18 protein-coding genes are annotated in these 19,845 nt (G+C 65.6%); 9 read left to right on the top strand and 9 right to left on the bottom strand.

All coding sequences use genetic code 11. The annotated features are described in order from the left end of the window. Positions 1-4: 4 nt before the first annotated feature. Both AC1RTO_RS02520 and AC1RTO_RS02515 read right to left on the bottom strand, forming a co-directional pair. Entirely contained in the window at positions 5-580 is a 576-nt protein-coding gene (locus AC1RTO_RS02520; RefSeq protein ID WP_493159360.1) for a hypothetical protein, read from the bottom strand. 148 nt (positions 581-728) lie between these two features. Next, the gene (locus tag AC1RTO_RS02515) at positions 729-1,001 is read right to left on the bottom strand and encodes an ArsR/SmtB family transcription factor (RefSeq protein ID WP_493159359.1); all 273 of its coding nucleotides are present in this window, start codon (positions 999-1,001) and stop codon (positions 729-731) included. A gap of 203 nt (positions 1,002-1,204) precedes the next feature. Between AC1RTO_RS02515 and AC1RTO_RS02510 the strand changes: the two genes are divergently transcribed. The 6 genes from AC1RTO_RS02510 (at position 1,205) to AC1RTO_RS02485 (ending at position 6,829) form a co-directional block, all read left to right on the top strand. Then, a complete protein-coding gene (locus tag AC1RTO_RS02510; RefSeq protein WP_493159358.1) occupies positions 1,205-1,597 on the top strand; it encodes a hypothetical protein in 393 nt (130 codons plus the stop codon). A gap of 26 nt (positions 1,598-1,623) precedes the next feature. Beyond that, positions 1,624-2,124 carry a hypothetical protein gene (locus AC1RTO_RS02505; protein WP_493159357.1) on the top strand — a complete coding sequence of 167 codons (501 nt, stop codon included), beginning with the start codon at positions 1,624-1,626 and terminating at the stop codon, positions 2,122-2,124. Between the two features lie 57 nt (positions 2,125-2,181). Continuing rightward, positions 2,182-3,054, top strand: coding sequence for a 3'-5' exonuclease (locus AC1RTO_RS02500; RefSeq protein ID WP_493159356.1), 873 nt, complete (start codon positions 2,182-2,184; stop codon positions 3,052-3,054). Between the two features lie 33 nt (positions 3,055-3,087). Then, a complete protein-coding gene (locus tag AC1RTO_RS02495; RefSeq protein ID WP_493159355.1) occupies positions 3,088-3,738 on the top strand; it encodes an SOS response-associated peptidase family protein in 651 nt (216 codons plus the stop codon). A 266-nt stretch (positions 3,739-4,004) separates the two neighbouring features. After that, on the top strand, positions 4,005-4,766 hold the full coding sequence (locus tag AC1RTO_RS02490) for a hypothetical protein (RefSeq protein WP_493159354.1): 762 nt from the start codon (positions 4,005-4,007) through the stop codon (positions 4,764-4,766). After that, a complete protein-coding gene (locus tag AC1RTO_RS02485) occupies positions 4,763-6,829 on the top strand; it encodes a hypothetical protein (RefSeq protein WP_493159353.1) in 2,067 nt (688 codons plus the stop codon). Before AC1RTO_RS02490 ends, AC1RTO_RS02485 begins: the two co-directional genes overlap by 4 nt. Positions 6,830-6,907: 78 nt before the next feature. Here the strand turns inward: AC1RTO_RS02485 and AC1RTO_RS02480 are convergent, their stop codons facing one another. After that, entirely contained in the window at positions 6,908-7,834 is a 927-nt protein-coding gene (locus AC1RTO_RS02480) for a LysR family transcriptional regulator (protein WP_493159352.1), read from the bottom strand. A 114-nt stretch (positions 7,835-7,948) separates the two neighbouring features. On the opposite strand from AC1RTO_RS02480, the gene AC1RTO_RS02475 reads away from it, so the two are divergent. After that, complete coding sequence (locus AC1RTO_RS02475; protein ID WP_493159351.1) at positions 7,949-8,266, top strand: UrcA family protein; 318 nt, start codon at positions 7,949-7,951, stop codon at positions 8,264-8,266. Between the two features lie 102 nt (positions 8,267-8,368). Here AC1RTO_RS02475 and AC1RTO_RS02470 read toward each other — a convergent pair whose 3' ends face one another. The 4 genes from AC1RTO_RS02470 to AC1RTO_RS02455 all read right to left on the bottom strand — a co-directional run bounded on the left by AC1RTO_RS02470 (position 8,369) and on the right by AC1RTO_RS02455 (position 10,994). Further along, entirely contained in the window at positions 8,369-8,785 is a 417-nt protein-coding gene (locus tag AC1RTO_RS02470) for a plasmid fertility inhibition factor family protein (protein WP_493159350.1), read from the bottom strand. Next, on the bottom strand, positions 8,775-9,779 hold the full coding sequence (locus tag AC1RTO_RS02465) for an HNH endonuclease (RefSeq protein WP_493159349.1): 1,005 nt from the start codon (positions 9,777-9,779) through the stop codon (positions 8,775-8,777). The genes AC1RTO_RS02470 and AC1RTO_RS02465 overlap by 11 nt, the downstream gene beginning before the upstream one ends. Positions 9,780-10,002: 223 nt before the next feature. Further along, the gene (gene rclC, locus AC1RTO_RS02460; RefSeq protein WP_493159348.1) at positions 10,003-10,641 is read right to left on the bottom strand and encodes a reactive chlorine resistance membrane protein RclC; all 639 of its coding nucleotides are present in this window, start codon (positions 10,639-10,641) and stop codon (positions 10,003-10,005) included. Between the two features lie 14 nt (positions 10,642-10,655). Beyond that, positions 10,656-10,994 (bottom strand): carboxymuconolactone decarboxylase family protein, encoded by a 339-nt coding sequence (locus tag AC1RTO_RS02455; protein ID WP_493159347.1) that lies wholly within the window; start codon positions 10,992-10,994, stop codon positions 10,656-10,658. Between the two features lie 108 nt (positions 10,995-11,102). Here AC1RTO_RS02455 and AC1RTO_RS02450 point away from each other — a divergent pair, with 108 nt between their 5' ends. Then, positions 11,103-12,035, top strand: a complete 933-nt coding sequence (locus AC1RTO_RS02450) for an AraC family transcriptional regulator (RefSeq protein WP_493159346.1) — start codon at positions 11,103-11,105, stop codon at positions 12,033-12,035. 134 nt (positions 12,036-12,169) lie between these two features. After that, the gene (locus tag AC1RTO_RS02445; protein ID WP_493159345.1) at positions 12,170-12,529 is read left to right on the top strand and encodes a hypothetical protein; all 360 of its coding nucleotides are present in this window, start codon (positions 12,170-12,172) and stop codon (positions 12,527-12,529) included. Between the two features lie 261 nt (positions 12,530-12,790). Here AC1RTO_RS02445 and AC1RTO_RS02440 read toward each other — a convergent pair whose 3' ends face one another. Next, positions 12,791-17,548, bottom strand: coding sequence for a DUF3320 domain-containing protein (locus AC1RTO_RS02440; RefSeq protein ID WP_493159344.1), 4,758 nt, complete (start codon positions 17,546-17,548; stop codon positions 12,791-12,793). A 1,611-nt stretch (positions 17,549-19,159) separates the two neighbouring features. Continuing rightward, on the bottom strand, positions 19,160-19,843 hold the full coding sequence (locus AC1RTO_RS02435) for a TetR/AcrR family transcriptional regulator (RefSeq protein WP_493159343.1): 684 nt from the start codon (positions 19,841-19,843) through the stop codon (positions 19,160-19,162). Between the last annotated feature and the right edge of the window lie 2 nt (positions 19,844-19,845).

Here is a 19,845-nt window from a genome sequence, read left to right as displayed (position 1 = left end):
CCTGCTACGTGCCGGAGCGTACCCTGTCCCACTCCGTCTTGAGGATCTCCTGAGCCTTGGCGACGATCCGCTTCTCGGCCTCCAGCGAGAGCGTCGTGCCCAGCCCGTGGCGCATCAGCTCGAGCAGCTCCCTGCTCGAATCCTCCCGCACGTTGATGAGCAGCTCGACCTTCCGAAAGTGGCGTTCCTTGGCGGAATGGATGCGGACCTGTTCCTGGAGCTGCGGTGTCACTTCCGTGATGCGATCGCCGATCCCGCGCCGCAGCGCGTTCTCGGCCACGAAGCCGGCGACCTCGTCCCGAAGCTGATTGATCCAGCCCTGCCTGTTGAGAGACACGGCGGACAGCAGGGCCTGCTGGCGCCCTGCCTCGGCGGCGGCTTTGATCTGCCGGCCGGTGATCGCCTGCGTGGACTCGATCTGCCGCGTCAGCGCAGCTGCGGCCGCTTCGATGTTCGTCTGGTTGTTCGCCCTGGAAGCCCGATCGGAGGTGCGAACTCCCCATGCGGTCACGGCAGCGAGCAGGCCGGTGGCGCCAGCGTACACGAATGTCGCGATCATCAGGCCGTAGTTCGTATCCATCGGCATTCTTTCATCCCTCCCGACGTTTCTCGTCGGCGTTAGGCCGCACCGTTCCCAGGCGGAATACATGACTTGGAATGGGCCGAGGGACCGGCTGTCCCCGCGCTCGGGATCGTCGAGACTGTCGCGTCCACGTCTATCCGGCCGGCTAGACGGCCAGCTGCTTGAGCGTTCCGATCAGGTTCGCGACGCTCTCGACGTTCGCCCGATACACGACGTGGCGCCCGTCCTTGGTCGAAGAGACCAGTCCAGCATGCGTCAGGATGGTCAGGTGGCTGGACATGGTGTTGGCCGGAACGCCCAGCCCGACAGCCAGATCGCCTGCGCTGCTCGCCCCCTTCTCGACGAGCATTTCGACGCAACGGTAGCGGGTCGGCTGCGCGAGCGCACTGAGCACGGCGATGGTCTGCGACAGTTCCATATTACTAGAATAGTCAGGAACCGACGCGGATCAACCGACGCGGTTCATCAGGCAGCAAAAAAGGCGTTAACCAACAAAATCGCACATGACGTTTCCAGAAGTATTGAAATGTTAGTGTGCTGCTCCCCATCTGACAGCGCAGAGGGCCACGACTGCCGGCTCTCCCAAGAAGGACCTCTCTATACGTTGGAAAGGACTGACCGATGTACGCTGGTTTGGAAGCCCTGCAGATCCCCCACAGCAGATACGAGTCGCAAGCGTTCGACATGCCGGACCCGCTGGACCCTGACAGCTGTCGCGATCTGCCCATCGTCGTCACGCGCCGCCGTCTGGTCCGGCTCGCCCTGGTGGCGGCGGAGACGGGAGCCCGGTTCCAGCGGGAGGGCCTCGACTACGATCCGGTGGCCTGGATGCTTGCGCCGCGTGAGATGTTCGACGGGCGTGACGGTATCGAGGGTGCGCTCGGTCTGTCGGGATGTCTGCGGGCAATCCTCCTGCATGGGCTCGGCATTGGCCTGGATGCCGACCCGGCCCTCATCGACGACCTGCTCGCGGACGAGCCCGCCGGCGGTCATCCCTCCCCGATGATGGCGTGATGCGCGGACGGACGAGGAGAACCGACATGAAGACGCGCAGATTTCCCCGCCTGACGCATCCGCCCGGGCGTCCGACGCGCACGCGCGGGGCGTCGCGACCCGTTCGCGCGCGGCCCGAGGTCGCCACGGGTCCCGACGACCAGTCGACGCCGGCGGACACGCCGCGACCGGACGTGCGCAGGCTCGTCAGGCCGAAGCGAGGGCGCAGCACGCTCGAAAGGATGGTGCCCCGCCCTCGCCTGTTCACGGCGACGATCGCCTATTCGGACGGCGGCGTCATGATCCAGGCGTTCCACGCCTCCGTCGCGATCCATCCGGCGGAGGTCGTCCAGAAGCTCCGCTCCCGGTTCGGCGACGAGGTGCTGGCGATCGCCGAGCTGCGCGCCGGCTTCCATCCGGCCTCGCCAATCGTGATATCGCTGGTGCCGCCCTCCGTGGCGGACATGATCCGACTGACCGAGCGCAACTGCGAGGCGCCAGCCGGCATCTCGTTCACGGTCGACATCGAGCAGCGCATCGAGATCTGAAGATCCGGCTCGAGGACACGCCGGGGCTTCTGCCGATCAAATCCAGGAGACGAGAAGATGGAGAAGTCGGCAGCTGCCGGCGGCATGGACGCGTCCGACGTGCGCGTCCTGCACCGGGTCGATCTGACGGAGGGTCCGACCGGATCCGGGGACGTCGCGAACACGCGGGTGGGCGTAGCGGTGGACGTCGAGACCACCGGCAAGGTCCTGGAGACCGGTGCGATCATCGAGCTTGCGCTGCGTCGGTTCCGCTTCGACGCGGACGGCGTGATCACCCACGTCGATCGCAGCTACTGCTGGCGGGAGGATCCCGGCTTTCCCATCCCCGACGAGATCGTCGGTCTTACCGGGATCACCGACGCCGACGTCGCGGGAGAGTCGATCGATCAGGAGGCGGCGCTCCGGCTCCTGCGCTCCGCCTCGGTCGTCGTGGCTCACAACGCGGCCTTCGACCGGCCCTGGATCGAGCGTCGGCTGGACGGGGTAGGCGACATCGACTGGGCCTGTTCGATGTCCCAGGTGGACTGGCGTCCCCGCGGCTTCGACGGACTGGGCCTGGGCTACCTGCTCTGCCAGGCCGGCTGGTTCCACGATGCCCATCGCGGCGCATCGGACGTCGACGCCGTGATCCAGCTGCTCCGCCACAGGTTCGGCGACGGGCGGACGGCGCTGTCCCTCCTGCTCGAGCGTGCCGCCCGGTCGTCTTGGATCATCCGCGCCCACGGTGCTGCGTTCGGGGTCAAGGACGTGCTCCGCGAGCGTGGCTACAGCTGGGACGCGGACCGCCGGGTGTGGTGGACGGAAGTGCCCGACGAGAAGCGGAGCGCTGAGGAGTTCTGGCTTGCCGCCAACGTCTACTCCGTCGACAAGGGGCCGAAGGCGATGGGGCCGCAGTGCGAGGAGATCACCTCCGCGACGAGGTTCCGCTGAGCCCGCCGCATGGGCGATGAAAGGGGAACGAGGATGTGCAACAGAGCCCGGCTCTCCCACGAGCCCGAGACCCTGCGCACGCACTTCGGCGCCGACTGGCTTGCCGATCGCCCGATGGACAACCGTTTCAACCCGCGGGAGCTGACGCCCCGCAGCCGTGCATATGTCGTCCGGCGGAACGACCGGGGTCTAGGCATCGACATCATGTCCTGGGACGTTCTCGGCGGCCAGGCCAAGTGGCCGATGACGAACGTCCGCAACCTCTCGCTCCCGCAGTGGCGCCGGCTGGCCGAGCGTCCGGAGAACCGCTGCCTGGTGCCGCTGAGCGAATTCTGCGAGTGGACGCCCGACGTGCACGACGTGGGCGGGGGTCGCCCGATCAAGGGGGAGATGTGGTTCCAGGTGACCGACCAGCCGCTGTTCGCTGTCGCCGGCTTCTGGCAGCCCACCGAGAAGGGGAACGGCTTCTCCATGGTCACCTGCGATCCGAACGGCCTGGTGGCGCCGATACATCCCAAGGCCATGATCACCGTGCTGGAACCGTCAGACCAGCAGCGCTGGCTGACCGGCAGCTACGAGGACGTGGTCGCTCTCCAGCGGCCCTACGACGAGGCGAGGATGACCGTTCGCGGCCCCGAATTCCCGACGAGGGCGCAGGCGGGTCGGGTCACGCTCGGGATCTAGCGGGATGGTCTAACCGGTCCTGCGTCGGCGCTCTGTATCGTCCAAGGCGTCGTCACCGGCTTCTAAACCGCAGGGCGCTGAGTCGCTGATCGCTTTGACGGCGGTAGTCGGTGAATGCCAACAGCCACAGGAGCCAGCCGCCAGGCTAGCCAGGCAAGCTGAGCGCTGTTTGGAAACGATCAGCGTCCGACCTGTCATCCATGCGAAGGCCTGCATACTGGGCCGCGATTGCTTCCGTCGCAACGTTCAGCCACCAAGGCGTCGCGATGAGCCTGCTGGACTACCTCGAAACTTTCGACGCCGACGAAGCGGCTATGCCGCTGATGCATTCGACCGCGACCGCGGTTGGCGCGCGCATCATCGTCGAGGGCGAACTGCGCACGCGCCGCTGTAATGTATACGGCACAGACCTCCTGTACCTCTTCTATGGACGTCCGGCTTTCAAACCACTCCCAGGTGCCGCACCGAGCGGGATACATGAGCACCTTCCCATGTGCCTCGTCCTGGATCCGGCCCTGCTCGGGGACGCGCTGCGCATCCTGCCGTTCGACAGCGGCGGCTACGATCGCTACGCTTCCAATGTCGGCAACCTGCTGGGCAGGCCGGATTTCGAGCTCGGCCCCCGAGGCGACATCCCCATGCGGCTCGTTCGGGCCTTCTTCGACAGTAATGCCAATTATTTCAGGGCGAACTTCACCGCGGATGCCGACAGGATTTCCATCGTGCATGAAGCCGCACGCGCCTTCGCGCGCCTGGGCCGAGATCAGTCGCTGGCCGACGACGACGATCGGCGCTCGACCATCGAGGTTCAGATCGCAGGATCGGTCCCCTTGGCGGCGGCACTGCGCGCCGTGGTTGGACCGGCCACGCTGCTCTCGGACAGAGCCATCGCTGACGCTCTTGCGGCGATGCCGAACGTAGTGCCGATCTCGTACGAAACTTATGGGCGCCACCAGCCTTCCGCCTACACCGGCCTCCTCTACGACCATGTCGCCCGCTATCTCGTCTCTCAGAAGGTGATGTCGTGAGCACCACCCCGCGCACGCTGTCCGACTTCGTCGACCCCAGCGGGTCGATGCTGGGCTTCCTGGTGCCGCTCTTCGTCGACGGCCGGTCCAACGCGCCTCTCGTGCAGATCGTATCCGCGCACGGCCTCATCCGGGCGTTCGAACCATACGAGGTGCCGGAAGCGCCGAAGCTGCCCGCCCCTCATGCAGTCGTTAGGGAGGGGGACCCTGCCGTCTACGCCTTTGCCTTTGCGCCAGACGACATCGTCGTCGTCACGGAACATGGGGACCGGGACGTGCTGGCCGACCGGCTCGACGATCCCGTCCTTCTCGACCGCCCCATGCTTGCGGTAGAGCTCGCCGCATTCCTCGGCCGTGGAGACGTCCTGCTCGAGCGCGCGGTCGAGGTGCATCGCCACCTGCGACGAACGTCGCCCGTTGCGGCGGATGCATGGCGTGACCTCAGCGTCCTGACGACCGCCATCCGGAAGCGGATGGCCCGCTCGCCGCATCGTCACCTCAGGCGCATGGCCGGGGAGATCGTCGCGACGACTCGCGACGGTGTCGTCGAGGTTGCAGGCGTGCCGGCGACGGCCGAACCGTCCGGAGTCGAGCAGCTCAGGACCCTGATTGCGGACCAGATGCGCGACTTCGCGAGCCTCTATCCACGCGCGACCGGCGGCTGGCAGATCGTGCTGGCATCGGCCGTGCGAAGCCGAGGCCAGCGATCGGACGCCGCGGTTCTGATCGCCTCCAAGGAAGCCGTCAGCCGCGACTGGCGACCCGTGCTGGACCTTCAGCTGTTCTGGAAGGACGGTCCCGATTACGCGAGAGCGGTCGAGGAGACGAAGACCCCCCTCTTCGTCGCCTTCGATGCGAACGATTCCGAGCAGCTGGTTCGGGCACGTGGCGACTGGACCGTCAGGGACACGCACGGCCTGGCAATCGGTTCATCCTCCAAGACATGGCGGGAGTCGCTCGGGCGCTATCGCGGACGTACGACCCACGTGGCTGCTCCCGGGATCCGCTCTGGCGGTTCCGGTCGTGACAGGGGTGTTCTCGCCGCCCTGGAGCTGGCGATCGCAGCGGAGCTGGACAGGGTCAGGGCGGACCTGTCGTGGCCGGTCGAGGCTGCGCTTCTCCTGCGCGCGCAGGGGATGGGCCAGGATGCACGGTCGGACGGGTGGGCCGCTCTTTACGATCGCGCCTGGTCGATGGGACTCGCTCCGTGGCGCAGTCTCTGCATCGTAGCAGGCGGAGAGGGGCGACCCACGTCGGATAGCGATGACTGGGTCGCACATGCCCTTCTCGAAGCCGGCCGAACGATCCGCGGCCAGTCGGTCGCGAAGGTCATGGCGAACTCGCGCGCCACCGGGGCGATGCTTGTGGACCTGGTGCCCCGCGAGCCTGAGGACTTCATCCGGCACAGGCGCGCGATCGTGCGCCTCCTGGAGCATCAGCATTGGAGCGTGATCGATCGCGACCACGGTGACGAAGACATGGCGATAAGGATCGCCGGGGCGCACGGCGAGATAGACGTGCGCTTCGACGAGCCTGTACGACGACCCGGACGGACGACGCTGGAGAAGCTGGGTCATAAGAACGTCGATCTGCAAAGCCTCAAGGGCTTGGTGGTGACCTGCGGCGCCACGGCGGCCAGCGTCTTGACGCAGATCGAAGTCAGCAACGAGCTTGCCGTTGATGCGCGCGACCTGATCGGCCTGGACCCTCGAAGAGCGACACCACTCTCCGTAGTAGGGCATCAGCTGAGGCGCATGGTGATGGGCCTGCATTCGCCTTCACGCACCCGCTTCCTGGCGATGCTGGTGCGGCAGGCCTTCGAGCACGGGCGCATAGAGACGGAAGAAGCGCCTGCCCTTCGCTCGATGATCGACGATCCCGAACTGGGATCGCGACTGCATCTCACCGTTCGGACGACCACGCAGACCGACGGCGTGACGATCGCGCAGATGCGCCTATCAGATCGATCGAAGGAAAAAAGCTCCCGCCCTGATCCATCCGGGACGTTTCGCATGATTGTCACGCCACAGGAGGTAATTCTCGAGGATCGACAGCCACGCTAGTCCAGACCGCTCTGCCAGAAGAGTGTCGCGACGTGCCGGCTTCGTAGTGGATGATGCACTCGCCGTGATCTCGACCGGCTATGTTGGATCCGCAGAGCCGGACGGCGCCTCCGACGAAGCTGACCGTCGAGCAAGGGAGCCGAAGCGCTCGGCGAGGAAGTCCAGCGTCGCTCTGACGCGGGGATCATGGCGCAGTCTCTCGGGCGCCAGCAGCCAGAGGCCCCGTTCGCCCTCGGGCATCGGCGGCAGGCAGCGCGCCAGGTCGGGGTACATGTCCGCGACAAGGCACGGCAGCGCCGCGATGCCCAGGCCGGCGCGGGCCGCCGAGAGCATTCCCACGGACGAGTCGTGCTCGACCGCCACGTGGTCCGCCAGCCCGTGCCGTTCCAGCCATTCCCGATAGTATCTCCTGACTCCGGGTTCCCCTCCGCCGATCATTACATGATCCGCAAGATCTCGCCTCCGCGTCGGCATGCCGCGCCGCTCCGCATAGCCGATGCTGCAGTAGATCCCCCAGTCGTCGGAGGCGACGCGTCGCCCGACCAGCCCCGCCCCTTCGGGCCGCACGCACGAGCGCAGCGCCACGTCGGCGGCGCCGCCGGCGAGATCGCGCAGGGCGTCGGTGGTTTCCAGCTGAAGCCGTATGCCGGGATAGGCTTCATGGAAGTCGCCGAGCATCGGCGCGAGAACGGTGGACGCGTAGATCTCGCCGATGGTCAGCCTGACCGACCCTGTGATCAGGCGGGTTCCGGCGGCGGCGGCCTCGCCGAGCGACGTCGCTTCTCTCTCCACCTCGAGTGCACGGGGCAGCAGCGTACGCCCCTGCTCCGTCAGCCTGTATCCGGTCGGAACGCGGTCGAAGAGCGGTACGCCGAGCGCCTTCTCGAGCGCCGCTATCCGGCGAGCCGCCGTGGTCTGGCTGACGCCGAGCTGTCGCGCCGCCGCAAGCGTGCTGCCGGTCTGCGCGACGGCGATGAAGTAGCGGACGTCGTTCCAGTCGAACATGCGCCGGTTCTGCAACTTTGCAGAAGGTCCTTGCAACATCGTTGTTAGGCGCGTCCGTGGACCCGGCGTATTCCGTCCCACGCAGGGCCTAGCCTGCGTTCGGAGACACATCTCATGAAGCGTATCATCCTGATCGCGGCGTTCGCCGCGAGCGGCCTCGCCGTGTCCGCATCCGCTCAGGGCAGGCAGGGCACGGTCGTGGTCTCGCACGCCGATCTCGACCTCGGTCGCCAGAGGGACGTGGCCCGGCTCGATCTTCGCATCGCGCATGCGGCGAGCGAGGCGTGCGGCACGGTCTCGCAGTTCGATCTGGAGGGAACGGTCGCCAAGCCCCGCTGCGAGCGAGGTGCGATCGCCGCCGCGCGTCAGGTTCGCGACGACCTAGTCGCCCGGGCGGCTTCACGGCCGCGTGGCGAACTGGCGGCACGCTGAGCCACGGCTGTCCGCCGCCGCGTGTAGCCGGCCAGACGGGAGGCATCCGGTCGTCGCACTCGCCGACGATCCGGAACGCGACAGGCCTACGCCGTCCCGGGTCTAGGTCCTGTCGCTTGGTAGAACCGAAGTCCGAAGCGGTGTGCCCAGCTGCCGGGCGAACCAGAGGGCGTCGTCGGGTGTCACCTGCATCGGCAACGCCTGAAGACCGCGGTCACGCAGCCAGGCGAAGCGATGTCGCCCGTCGGTGAAGCACACGGCCTCGCCGTCGCGGCTCGCCACGCACATCTCGATGCTGTTGCCGGCTTCGATCCATTGACCGACCCTGGGGTAACGGAGGTCGTGCGCGCCGTTGCGGCCGCCGGGACCGACCCACTGATCGCTCCGCTTCCATGCGGCGTCGAACAGCGCCGGATCGATCCAGACCACGGCGTCGGGCTCGGCATCCGGCCAGGACTCGTCGGGGCGCCGTTCGGTCCAGACGAGCACACGTCCCGGAGCGTCACGTTCAGTCGGCAACCGGCGCCTCCTTCATCTCCCGATGGACGACGCGGTGACAGCTGGCGCACAGGCACATCAGATCCTCGAGCCGGGTGGCATGCCCCTCCTGCATCGCTGCGACCTCCGTCCGGCGATGATGGACCTCGATGCACGCCTCGCCCGACGCGGACCCGTATCGTTCCACCGGATCCATCAGGCACCGCTCGCAGAAGAGCCTGCCGTGCTCGGCGCGGAACCGGTCGCGCTTCGCGGCGGCAAGGCCGGTGCCTCGCTCGCGCCGCAGATGCTGGACGAGCTGCTGCCGTCCCTCGATCCAGATCCGGTCCTCGTCGCTGTCGGGGATGGCTGCCGTCGCCGGGTCCCGCCCCTTCGCGACCACCGGGTAGCCATGGTCCTGAAGAATGCGAAACGTGGGCGTCCCCTCGCCGCCTCGGAAGTTGTCCGGGCGCACCGGAAATCCAAGGGCCTCGGTCGCCGCAAGCCCGAACACCGCCTTGGGTGGCAGGCGTCTGCCGTCGAAGAGGACGTCGTAGGTCGTCGACTCCCGGAACGGATGCTCGGTGTAGCCGTCGGCCAGCCGCCTTGCCGCCCGAAGCAGATGCTCGCTGGTCACGGACATGAACGCCTTCGCCACGAAGCGCTGGTCGTGGCGCTGGGATGGCCACGCGCCCTGCTCCCGCAGGAAACCAAGCATCTCGGCGGCATCATCATGACCGAAGAGCCGCTTGCGGTACTCGCTCCGCTTGTTCTCCCTGACCTCGCCGAAGCGTTCCGTCGCCGCCTGGAAGAGCCCTTGGTGAGCGGAAAGGATCGGTCCTCGCAGATAGAAGTTCACATGACCGGGTCGTGCCTGGATGGAGAAGGGATTCCGCTGCCTGTCCGGCCAGCCCAGCTCGACCGAAGGAACCCTGCTGTCATAGGGGGTCAGCCTGAAGCCGGCCGCTTCCGCGTGCGCCACCAGATAGTCGAAAGCCGCGAGCGCCGCCGATCCGGACGTGAAGACGTCACGCACCTTTTTCGCCCTAGGATACATCGCAGCCCCTGCTCGACGCGACGAGATCGCCTGCGCCCTTGAGGATGCTAGCTTAGCGAGTCCCGTCCGGCCGCGACAGGGAGGTGATGACACCTCGCTATCCCGTCCCGACGCGCTCCATTTATGCACTCGCCCCGGTCCTGGACAGCTGGAAGCCGCCCACTGCTCAAGCGGACGGCTTTCGACAGGCGGACTTCGATCGTCAGGCGCCGATGGCCTCGACCAGCGCACGGAGCCTATCGTCCGACCGCTTGGGGCGCATTGCGCCCTGTTCGGCCAGGAGGGCGCGGGCGCTGTCTACGATGATCAGCCATGCCCCGGCCAGCAGCGCGACGTCCTTGAGCACGAGTCTCCCCGCGCCGGACAGATAGGGAAACCCGTGCTGAGCATCTCCCATGGCGCCGACCCAGGCCTCGGGGGTCGTCACTAGGAAGGACAGGGTTACGAACGGGGTTGCGAAGGCCAGTGCTGCCCCGACGATCCCGACTTTTCGGGACCCGAGGCCGGCGAGCGTGAGGCCGCCGATCACCAGCTCGAGCGTGCCCAGTCCGGTCGAGAAGCCGTAGGTGTTGTTGGCCGTCTGCCAGACCCGCTCGGCGGGCCTGAGCTCGCCCTCATGGGTGATGTGCGCCTTGTACTCGGTCGGGTGCTCGTAGAAGAACGACATGACCGGACTGTTCGCCACGAACGGCGTGATGCTGTCGGCCTCGTACGGCACGAACTTGAGCGCGCCGATCCAGAGGAAGATGATGGCGACGGCGATCTTCATGGCTCCGATCCCGATCCGATTGGACCGGGGCGCCGCGACGATCGAGAGGCCGGTGTGGATGACCTGGTTCATGGCTGCTGCCTCCTTCAGGCTGCCTTGAAGGCGTCGAGCGTGCGGGTCGAGAAGACCAGCGCCGCGCCTGCGTTGATGGAGGTCGCGACGCCGAGCGCCTCGGCGAGCTCCTCCTGGGTGACGCCGAGCTTCTTCGCCTCGGCGGCGTGGACGGTGATACAGCCGTCGCAGCGCAGCGAGATCGCGACCGCCAGGGCGATCAGCTCGCGGGTCTTCGCATCCAGGTGGCCCGTCTTGGCTCCGGCGCCGCCGAGAGTGGCGTATCCCTTCACCGTATCAGGGCTGAGCTTCGCGATCTCGCCCACTCCGGCAACGACCTGAGCGCGGTAGGCGTTCCAGTCCAGCATCGACATCGTTACATCCCTTCGTTCAGTTGATGGACGCAATCTGGTCCTCGATACGCAGCATTAGGATGGCCGGGCGGCGCAGCCGCATGGCTGCGCGGATCAAAGGACTGCGTGATGCCTGAAGACGTGTCGGAGCTGCTCAGGGTCATGGTCCCGCTGCTGCGCGTACGGCCGGTGATCGAGGACTTCTGCCGGTTCGGCGGCAGCTGGGCAGCCGAGCACGAGCCGTCCGGAAGCGGCTGGGCCCAGTTCCACATCGTCACCCGCGGGGCCTGCGTCCTAGAGCGGCCAGGCCTTGGCGAGCTCGCATTAGCGGCGGGCGACATCCTGCTGCTGCCTCATGGGGACAGCCACGTCGTCCGGAGCGCGGTCCGGGGCGTCCTGCGCCCGATCATGGTCGACTATCGCAACGGCGTGCGCGACAAGAGCACCGCCGGAACCGAGGTCGAGACGGAGCTGCTCTGCGGCCGTCTCCAGTTCGACGGCAGCGACGGCAATCCTCTGCTGGCCGTCCTTCCCGACGAGATCATCATGCGTACCGCCGGCGAGCCGCTCATGGACCGGTTCCGCAGGCTGCTGACCGACATCCGGGACGAGCTCGACTCCAACATGCCGGGATCGGAGGTGATCGCCGCCGACTTCGCCCGCGCGCTGTTCGTGATGATGCTTCGCGATCACCTGGGCGCACGGCACGGTGGCGACGGGACGCTGTCGCTGCTGCGCGAGCGCGGCACGGCTCGCGTGGTCCTCGCCATCCTCGGGGACCTCGCGCGCGCGTGGACCCTCGACGAGATGGCCGACATCGCCGCGATGTCGCGCGCCACCCTGGTGCGCAGCTTCAGGCGGCTGGGCCGCGTTGCCCCGACGACGTTTCTGGCCGACCTCAGGCTCGCTGTCGCGCGTCAGCGCCTCGCCGGCACGAACGACCCGATCGCGCGGATCGCCGCCGACGTCGGCTACGCATCCGAAGGAGCCCTGAGCAGGGCGGTCCTGCGAAGGTACGGCGTCAGGCCGGGAGCGCTCCGCATCGCCGGCGAGGCGCCCTAAAGACGCGGATCGCCCGCTCACCGAAGTGATCCCCCGGGACACGAGCATGCGCCGTGCGGCCATGGGTCCCGACCACGCTTCGACGCACATCCTGATGATGGCCGGCAGCCGCCGTCCATCCGAGGAGAAGTACGATGGGCATGGGTTCGACGTTCATGGTCCTGGCGGCAGCGGGATGGAGCCTGGCGCTAGGCGCACCGGTCTCGGCGGCCCGGGAACCGGCCTCGTTCTTCGAGATCGAGCATGTCGTCGGAGAGGATGGCATCCGGGACGCAGAGCAGAAGCTCGTCGAGCGCATCGCCGGCCCGGGCGTGACGATCGGACAGGCCCGGGCGTCGCTCGAGCAGGCGGGCGCCTGGTACGTCCGCACCAGCAAGGCGGGCCGCGTCGAGTTCCTCTACTCCGCTCCGGAAACCTTCGTCACTGTGACCCTGCTGAACGACGGTGCCGTCGTCACGTCGGTCGAGGTAAAGCGTCAGACACTCGGAGGATAACCCTGTAGGTAATTTGAAGTACCGCTAAAACTAAACTATCTAGTTACATGCACCAAATGTTTTACCCGAAATAATCAGGCCAGAGCACGAGGTGCCACGGGAACTGTAATCAGAAAGATAGAACCGGCGGCCGGCCTTTCTACCACTTTGCAACTCGGCCGCCGACTTATTTACAAAAACCGAACCGGCCTTCATTCTTTTCATTCCACGACAAACGTCACGACCTGTTCCGGGGGAGACGTTCGAGAACCTGTATCCGCATCAATCGAGACCCTGTGCGATGCGCGCTTGCAGATCGGAGCCTAGCCGGCGGAAACCGAGTAGACGCGCTGCCGCTCGAACGACATCGCCGTCGTCCCCGCCCGGATTGTCCTCGCGTACCATTCTGACGGCGGCTCGGATCTCAAGCATCGAGATGGCGTCAGCCTTCGCCGTAGCGCCACTCTCCGCCGAGCGGTCGCGCACAGGCGGAGCTGCCGACTGCAGGCCGGTGAACCAGAAGTCCTCTCTGTCCGACTGCAGATCGCTATCTTCCCTCTTCGCCGCGACAAGCGCCTGACGTGCCGCTGCAAGCACCCGTCGTCCGGCGCTCTTCTTGCCGAAAGCCGAGGCGAGCCTCCGGGCAACCTCGTCGACATGCAACGGTCCCTCGACAGCTACGATCTCACGCACCAGTGGGACGAGGATACGGACGGGCGCTTCGTGCGGCTCCATATCCGAGCCGGCCTGCACCTGCGCTCGGACGTAGGATGGCATGACGCGCGTAACGGCATCGAACAGGATAGGCCCCTGCTCGACCGGAGCATCTTCTGCCGGACGGCCGACGTTGGCACCTGCGATCCTCATCGCGCCGCCTTCCTGCCCCCGTGCAGTTTCGAGAGCGGCACGCAGACGTTCGATCTGTCTGTGGCGATCGTAGAACCAGTCCGTGCTCCAGATCCGGTGAAAGCGCCATCCGAGGTGTTCCAGGACGTCCTGACGCAGGCGATCCCGCTCTCGCGCCCACAGCGCCGAGTGATACGTTGCGCCATCGCACTCGACGGCGAGAAGGTAGCTGCCGGGCCGGTCGGGGTGACGCACGCCGATGTCGATGCGGAAGCCGGCCGAACCCACCTGGGGGTCGGCAAGGTATCCGAGGCTGCGAATGATCTCCGCGACGTCCTCTTCGAACGGCGTGTCGGGCGCCTCGCCGGTGGCTGTCGGCTGTTCCAGCCCGCCGGACTTAGCGTAGTCCAGGAAGCGCTTCAGGATACGCGGTCCGGGCTGGCTCGCACGACTGACGTCGAGCTGGCCGGGATCGAACGAGGCGAACACCTCGCAGCGCAGCCGCGCCCTGGTGAAGAGCACGTTGAGCCGGCGTTCGCCCCCCTCGCCGTTAACGGGGCCGAAGCTGGCGCCCGACATGACGCCTCCGGGCTGCGTCGGGCCGTAGCCGACGCTGATGAGGATGACGTCGCGCTCGTCTCCCTGCACGTTCTCGATGTTCTTGACGAACAGGTCTTCGGAACGGCCTTCTCGGAGGAACGCGTCCAGCGAGGTATCCTCCCGCCGGGCGAGTTCGAGAAGTTCGTTGATCGTGTTCTTCTGGGCATGGCTGAAGGTGACGATACCGAGGGAGAGATCGGGCGTGGACCGGGCATGCTGAACGACGCGCGAGACGAGCGCCTGCCCTTCCAGGCGATTGTCGCGCCGGCCGCCCCGGTCGTAGGCCCCGTCGACCTGCGTGAAGATCAGGCCGTAGGCCGGATCCTTCTCCAGGGGGGAAGGCGGGAGCACGAGGCCCCCCTCGTAGAATTCTGCGTTGGACACCCTCATCAGGGACGGGTCACGCGAACGGTAGTGCCATTGCAGCATGCGGTTCGGCAGGCCTCGCGCCTCGCAAAGCGTCAGCACGCTTTCTGACGCGCCGAGTGCGGCGGCGTTACCGAGCAGATCCTCGATCGGCTCGTCCTCCTCGTCGAGGGAATCGCTTTCGCCTCCCCCGTCCGCGAGCAGCCTGTCGAAGAAAGACGAGGGCGGGAGCTGCTTCTTGTCTCCGACCACGACGATCTGGCGGGCTCGGGCGATGGCGCCGAGAGCATCCTCAGGCCGCACCTGGCTCGCCTCGTCGATCACCAGGAGGTCGAAGCTGACGACGCCGGGTGTCAGGAACTGCGCGACCGATATGGGACTCATCAGCAGCACAGGCTTGATGCGCTGGATGGCCGTCGGTGCGCTCAGGAAGAGCTTACGCAGCGAGATATGCTGCTGCTTCTTGCCGATCTCCCCGCGCAGCACCTTCATCTCTCCCTGCGCACCCTGAGGAAGCTGGCCGAGATGACCCGCCAGGATGTCGACCACGTTCTCCTTCAGCCTTGCCCGCTCAAGGCGCACGAAGTCGTCGACGAGGGCGTGACGGTCGAGGTTCGCTACGTCCTTGAGCGCCGGATTGGTGGCGAGCGCGGCGTTCCACAGAGCCTCCGCGCGAGCGAATCTAAGCTCGATGGCGGCAGCGCTGGCGTCGAGCTCGCCGGTTGCCAATCTGGCCGCAAGATCCGCGAGACTCGTGCGCTCCAGCGAGGCACGCGCCTGATGAAGAGCCGACCATTCCCCGTAACGGTGAATAGCGGACCCCATGTCGGAGAAGGTGGCCGCAATGCGTGCAAGATCAGCGTCGGCGTACCCGCCGCCAAGACGCCGACCATCTAGGCGCAGCGTACCGACGACGTCCCGGATACGCCTCTCCGCCTCTGGTGCCTCGGAGTCCAGACTGGCGGCGTCGGCCGCACGCGCGTCCGCCTCAGCGGCCAGGCCTATAAGTCGGTCGTGGCCGACGGAAAGGACGTTGCGTGCCGCCTCGTCGCACCAGCGCGCCACGCGGGAAATCCGATCGAAATCGGTGCGCTCCCCCCGCCATGCCTCGCCAAGAGCGCTGGCGAGCCAGCTTTCGTCCTCGCTCCAAGAACGCCGAAGCCTCTGAACCTCGAGCAGGCGGTCCAGAACCGCCAGCCTCTCGTCGGCAGTCCTGGGCAGCGGATCGCGAAGGAGGCCGCCGATCGATCGGCCGGCAGCGCGGTAGGCGCCACCCCAGCGGGCGAAGAAAGACGCCGATCCGGCGACTAGCGGTGCCCGCAGCCCCGAGACGTCGGTTTCGAAGGCCGTTTCGAGGAAGGTGCCTTCCGCAGCGTCGCGCGCGGCCCGCCATGTGGCGCCGCCTTCAAGCCCCTCCCGCAGCCGTCCAGGATCCGCCACTGCGAAGAGCCGTCGCGCGAGCTCGGTGTCCCTCGGGTCGAACCCGGCGAGGCGGGTAAGCAGATCGCGGACCGGGACGACGGCTGACAGGGAGCGCGGGATGTCGAGCCCTGCTCGTGCCATGGGGCGGTCCAGAGCGGATCTGAGCCGCTGGGCGTCCGCCGCCGCCGCAGCGAGTTCGCTCCCGAGCCGGTTCACCGCGACCGGCTGCAGGTCGATCGTACCAACCCCGAAGAACGGGTGACCTTCCTCAGACCCGGCTGCCTCGATCAGTGCACCGTAGCGAGCCACGAGCTCGCAGGCGGCGGTCTCCTCCTCCCGCGTCATCGCGCCGACCGCTCCCCCGTCCAGCGTCGGCATAGGTGCACCCATGCCGAGGTAGCGCGCCTGACGGCCGAGTACGCTGAACGGCGTCTCTCCGCTTGCGCCGATCGGGGCGTGCAATGCCTCCGACAGCGCGTTCAGCCGATCCCGCGCGTCGCGAAGCGCTTCGGGAGCCGGGGGTACGGAAGGGATCGCCTGACCGACCGAGAGCGTGCGGCCAAGTTCGCCCAGGACCGCCTTCTTGTTCGCCGTCTTCGAGTGGAGCTCCAGAGTGAGATCCCTCAGGCCGACCTTCACCAGCCTGTCGTGCACGACGGATAGCGCCGCCATCTTCTCGGCGACGAACAGAACCGTCTTGCCCTCCTTTGCTGCGGCGGCGATGATGTTCGTGATGGTCTGGCTCTTGCCCGTGCCGGGCGGTCCCTGGACGACGAGATTGCGACCGGCCCTCGCCTCCTCGATGACCTTGGCCTGGCTCGCATCCGCATCGACGACGTGGAAGAGCCGCTCGGGCGGCAGGACCACGTCGAGCCGGTCCTCCGGCCCGAATAGCGGCGGCTCATGCGGGAAGCCCTCGAACAGAAGGCCGCGCGTCAGTTCGTGCGCCTCAAGCGCATGTTCCGGCCATGTCTCGATGGCGAGGTCGCGGTACATGAGGAGCTTGGAGAAGGAGAAGAACCCGAGCTGGATCGCGTCGCGATCGACCTTCCATCCACGACGTTCCGCGACGATAGCCTCGACCTGAGCGTGGTAGGCGCCGGGACGCCAGTCGTCGCCGTTATCGTCGAGATCAGGTAGTCGGATGCCGAAATCATCCTGCCACCGCTGCTGCAGCGGCAGGTTCGTCATCATGTCCTCGGGCCGGATCCTGAGGTCGTAGGTGGACCGGCGCTGATCGCGGACCAGCTCGACCGGAAGGAGCACAAGAGGCGCCTCGCGAGGTACGGCGGAATCCTTGTCCTCGAACCAGGTTGCGAAGCCGAGTGCGAGATAGAGGACGTTGATGCCCTGCTCCTCTTCCGCGGTCTTCGCCTCGCGGGCGATCTTCAGCAGTTTCTTGGCGAGCGCGTCCGGCCCGAGCCGTGTCTCCAGCTGGTTGTCGACGTACCGTTCAGGACCGATCACCACTTCGGCTTCCTCTGCCAGAACCAGACCGTCCGCCTCGTGCCGGTCCTGTCCCAGGGAGCGGAACCGCATTGTCTTCCCGCTGCACAGAAGAGAGTACACGTCGTCGGATCGCTCGTTGACGACGTTGAGGACGTTGCCCTTGGTGTTAGATCGGTTGACGTGCACGAGGCGATTGCGGGTCCCCGTTTCCACCAGACGCTTGCGAGTGTCGTCGAAGAGGCGTTGGATCGAGCGATCGTGCGTCGGAGAAGGATTCGCCAGGCTCACGGTGGCAATCGGGTTATCGGTCATGAGGTCTTCGCGCTTGAGGGCATTTGTATTGCCTTGGTAATCCATGCCTTAGCGCAATTCCTCTACCGAAAGTTGAAGGCCACTGAAGCCGGCATCTGTGAAGAACGTGCTTGGAAGCCGGTTGTGACGACGAGCGACGTGGTCGTCTTGAAAGGCGTGGCCAAGCTGCTCTTCGAATGCGTCGTTATGCCAGCTCCCCAAAGGCTGCTTTGTAGCCAACCCTCGTCCTGATCGACCCAGAAGTGGACATTCAGCCCACCCTTCCTGCTCCCCAACTTCGGACGCTTGTTCATCGTCGCGGACGACCAGCTTGCTACCCTGGTCATCTACTGACGAATGTCGAAATCTAGGAGGCTAGCGGACCTAGCTCGCCCCATTCTCATGGTTCACGTTTTGGCTCGTCGGTCTTTCTGCCCGGCCCCAACTCCGCCCGGAGTCCGAAACCACCGCCACGCTGAAACCCAAGGGATATTCCCGGAGCGATCTGTATCCTCAGGGGACGGGACAGAGGGCCAGGGGACACAGGTGGCGGTGTCAGCGGGCGTAGACGATATTCCTCGTCATTCCTTCGGCCACGAACCACAACCTCTTCAGCGTCAGACTTTTGGGCGCAGCTGCGGTCGTTTCGCATCAGGATATCGATCGGCGCGTTGCCAGGCAGCTAAGAGCTTTCCGCAGACGGGGCCGCTAGCGGTGACACCTCAGCTTGCTGAACGTCAATCATCTACGCCTCCACATGTCGGCCCCGACCAGCGTCATGCATCATGACGATGTTCGCAAGGGGGCATTATGCTCCGATTTAACTTCCTCGCGAGAGATGGTCAGGCGGGAACGCTGGTGGCTTCCCAAAACTCATGTTCGTCCAAGGAGTCGGGAACGCCGCCACGATCGCGAATGTCGCGAACTGGGCGTGAGCAGACGGTAAGCTGAGCTGAGTTCGTGCTTTCGAGTATCACATCTCGGGCATGAGCCATGGCTTCCACGACCCAGATGCGGTCGCTCCCGCCGTCCTTCCCGCTTCCCAACTCCTGCCATTCGTTCATTCCGAAATTTCAGAGGCATGCATGGTCATGGTCGCTGGCTAATTGTACAGCTGGGATTGGACGCGATAGTCGTTAAACTTGGCACTCTAACTGGTCGGCAGCGCTATCGTTGGCTGCACTTCAAATCTATCGTGGCCTTGTCTAGGTCACTGAGTGACCCGGCGATCCTCTTGACTTCGTCATCTACGCAACGCTGCTTTGCGGTCCGGTTGTCCCTTGACTGCTCCGGAACAACATAAACATCGCCGTAGCCTGGTACAGTGACACTGCGGGGGACGGCAACTTGATGCCGCTGCTGCACCGACTGTTGTGAATCGCGCGACTGCGCCGAGACGGTCGAAGCAGCCGCGAGAAAGGTTCCGGCCACGACCCTGCAAAGCCGTTTTTGATACTGCGGTTTCCTCATGGCAGCAGCATGCGGTGGATGTTGATTACCCGCAAGTGGGCAATAGCGGCCACTCTTCCCCATCACCGAGAGGACCCAAAAGACGACATTCGTGAGCCGTTTTTCATTTCCAAGGTTCGGTCATTCGTTCATTTTCAAAACGCACGCGAAGTATATGTATCGCGGCATAGATGCGCGATTTTCATTACGTCGCCCGGCTTGGCGCTGCTAATAGGGCGACTCGAGGCCGCTCAAGATCATTTCTGCGAAAACCTTACCGATCTCGTCGGCGGATGCGCCACGATCCGGCTTATACCAGCGGTGCGACCAGTTGAGCATACCAAGGATCCCGTAGGCAACAATCCGCGGCACGCCGACCCGGCGAAAGCTCTTGTCGGCATAGCCCTGCTCGACAATGTCGATCACCGATTGTTCGATATTGCGATTGAGTTGCCGCATATGCTCGGACCAGGTTGATCGCATGTCGCTGACGTGCGTCAGATCCTCACGAATGTAGATATACAACAGCGGATAATTGGAGCCGTAGGAGTTCATCAGCGCGGTGATCAGTTCGCGCAACTTGCGGGCCGGACTGATCGGACTGTCGGCGATGCGGCGCGCCAGTTCCGCGTTGCTTTCCAGGACCGTGCGGACGATCTCGTCGAACATCTGCTCTTTTGACGAGAAGTAATAATAGAGCGTGGCGCGATCGACGCCGAGTTCGGCTGCGACCGCGCTGACGCTCGCCGCGCTGTAGCCGAGTCTGTGGAAGACGCGGACCGCCGCCTCAGAGATTTCCTGGCGGCGGTTCTGATAGGATTCGCGGGGCTCCTTGCCTGCGGCAGATCGTCGCTTGCCGATCAACGATGGTTGCTTTGCCACTCTGATGCCCTTCGATGCGAGATGCCGCACTA

It is taken from the genome of Sphingomonas sp. GW821-FHT10F09 (genome assembly GCF_058809195.1).
The sequence above is the reverse complement of the archived record's forward strand: the minus strand, read 5'-3'. Positions and strand labels throughout refer to the sequence as shown.

Bases quoted from the DNA above. Each gene is read 5' to 3' on its own strand.
- AC1RTO_RS02520 (WP_493159360.1), bottom strand. From the start codon at position 580: ATGGATACGAACTACGGCCTGATGATCGCGACATTCGTGTACGCTGGC.
- AC1RTO_RS02515 (WP_493159359.1), bottom strand. From the start codon at position 1,001: ATGGAACTGTCGCAGACCATCGCCGTGCTCAGTGCGCTCGCGCAGCCG.
- AC1RTO_RS02510 (WP_493159358.1), top strand. From the start codon at position 1,205: ATGTACGCTGGTTTGGAAGCCCTGCAGATCCCCCACAGCAGATACGAG.
- AC1RTO_RS02505 (WP_493159357.1), top strand. From the start codon at position 1,624: ATGAAGACGCGCAGATTTCCCCGCCTGACGCATCCGCCCGGGCGTCCG.
- AC1RTO_RS02500 (WP_493159356.1), top strand. From the start codon at position 2,182: ATGGAGAAGTCGGCAGCTGCCGGCGGCATGGACGCGTCCGACGTGCGC.
- AC1RTO_RS02495 (WP_493159355.1), top strand. From the start codon at position 3,088: ATGTGCAACAGAGCCCGGCTCTCCCACGAGCCCGAGACCCTGCGCACG.
- AC1RTO_RS02490 (WP_493159354.1), top strand. From the start codon at position 4,005: ATGAGCCTGCTGGACTACCTCGAAACTTTCGACGCCGACGAAGCGGCT.
- AC1RTO_RS02480 (WP_493159352.1), bottom strand. From the start codon at position 7,834: ATGTTCGACTGGAACGACGTCCGCTACTTCATCGCCGTCGCGCAGACC.
- AC1RTO_RS02475 (WP_493159351.1), top strand. From the start codon at position 7,949: ATGAAGCGTATCATCCTGATCGCGGCGTTCGCCGCGAGCGGCCTCGCC.
- rclC (WP_493159348.1), bottom strand. From the start codon at position 10,641: ATGAACCAGGTCATCCACACCGGCCTCTCGATCGTCGCGGCGCCCCGG.
- AC1RTO_RS02455 (WP_493159347.1), bottom strand. From the start codon at position 10,994: ATGTCGATGCTGGACTGGAACGCCTACCGCGCTCAGGTCGTTGCCGGA.
- AC1RTO_RS02450 (WP_493159346.1), top strand. From the start codon at position 11,103: ATGCCTGAAGACGTGTCGGAGCTGCTCAGGGTCATGGTCCCGCTGCTG.
- AC1RTO_RS02445 (WP_493159345.1), top strand. From the start codon at position 12,170: ATGGGCATGGGTTCGACGTTCATGGTCCTGGCGGCAGCGGGATGGAGC.
- AC1RTO_RS02440 (WP_493159344.1), bottom strand. From the start codon at position 17,548: ATGGATTACCAAGGCAATACAAATGCCCTCAAGCGCGAAGACCTCATG.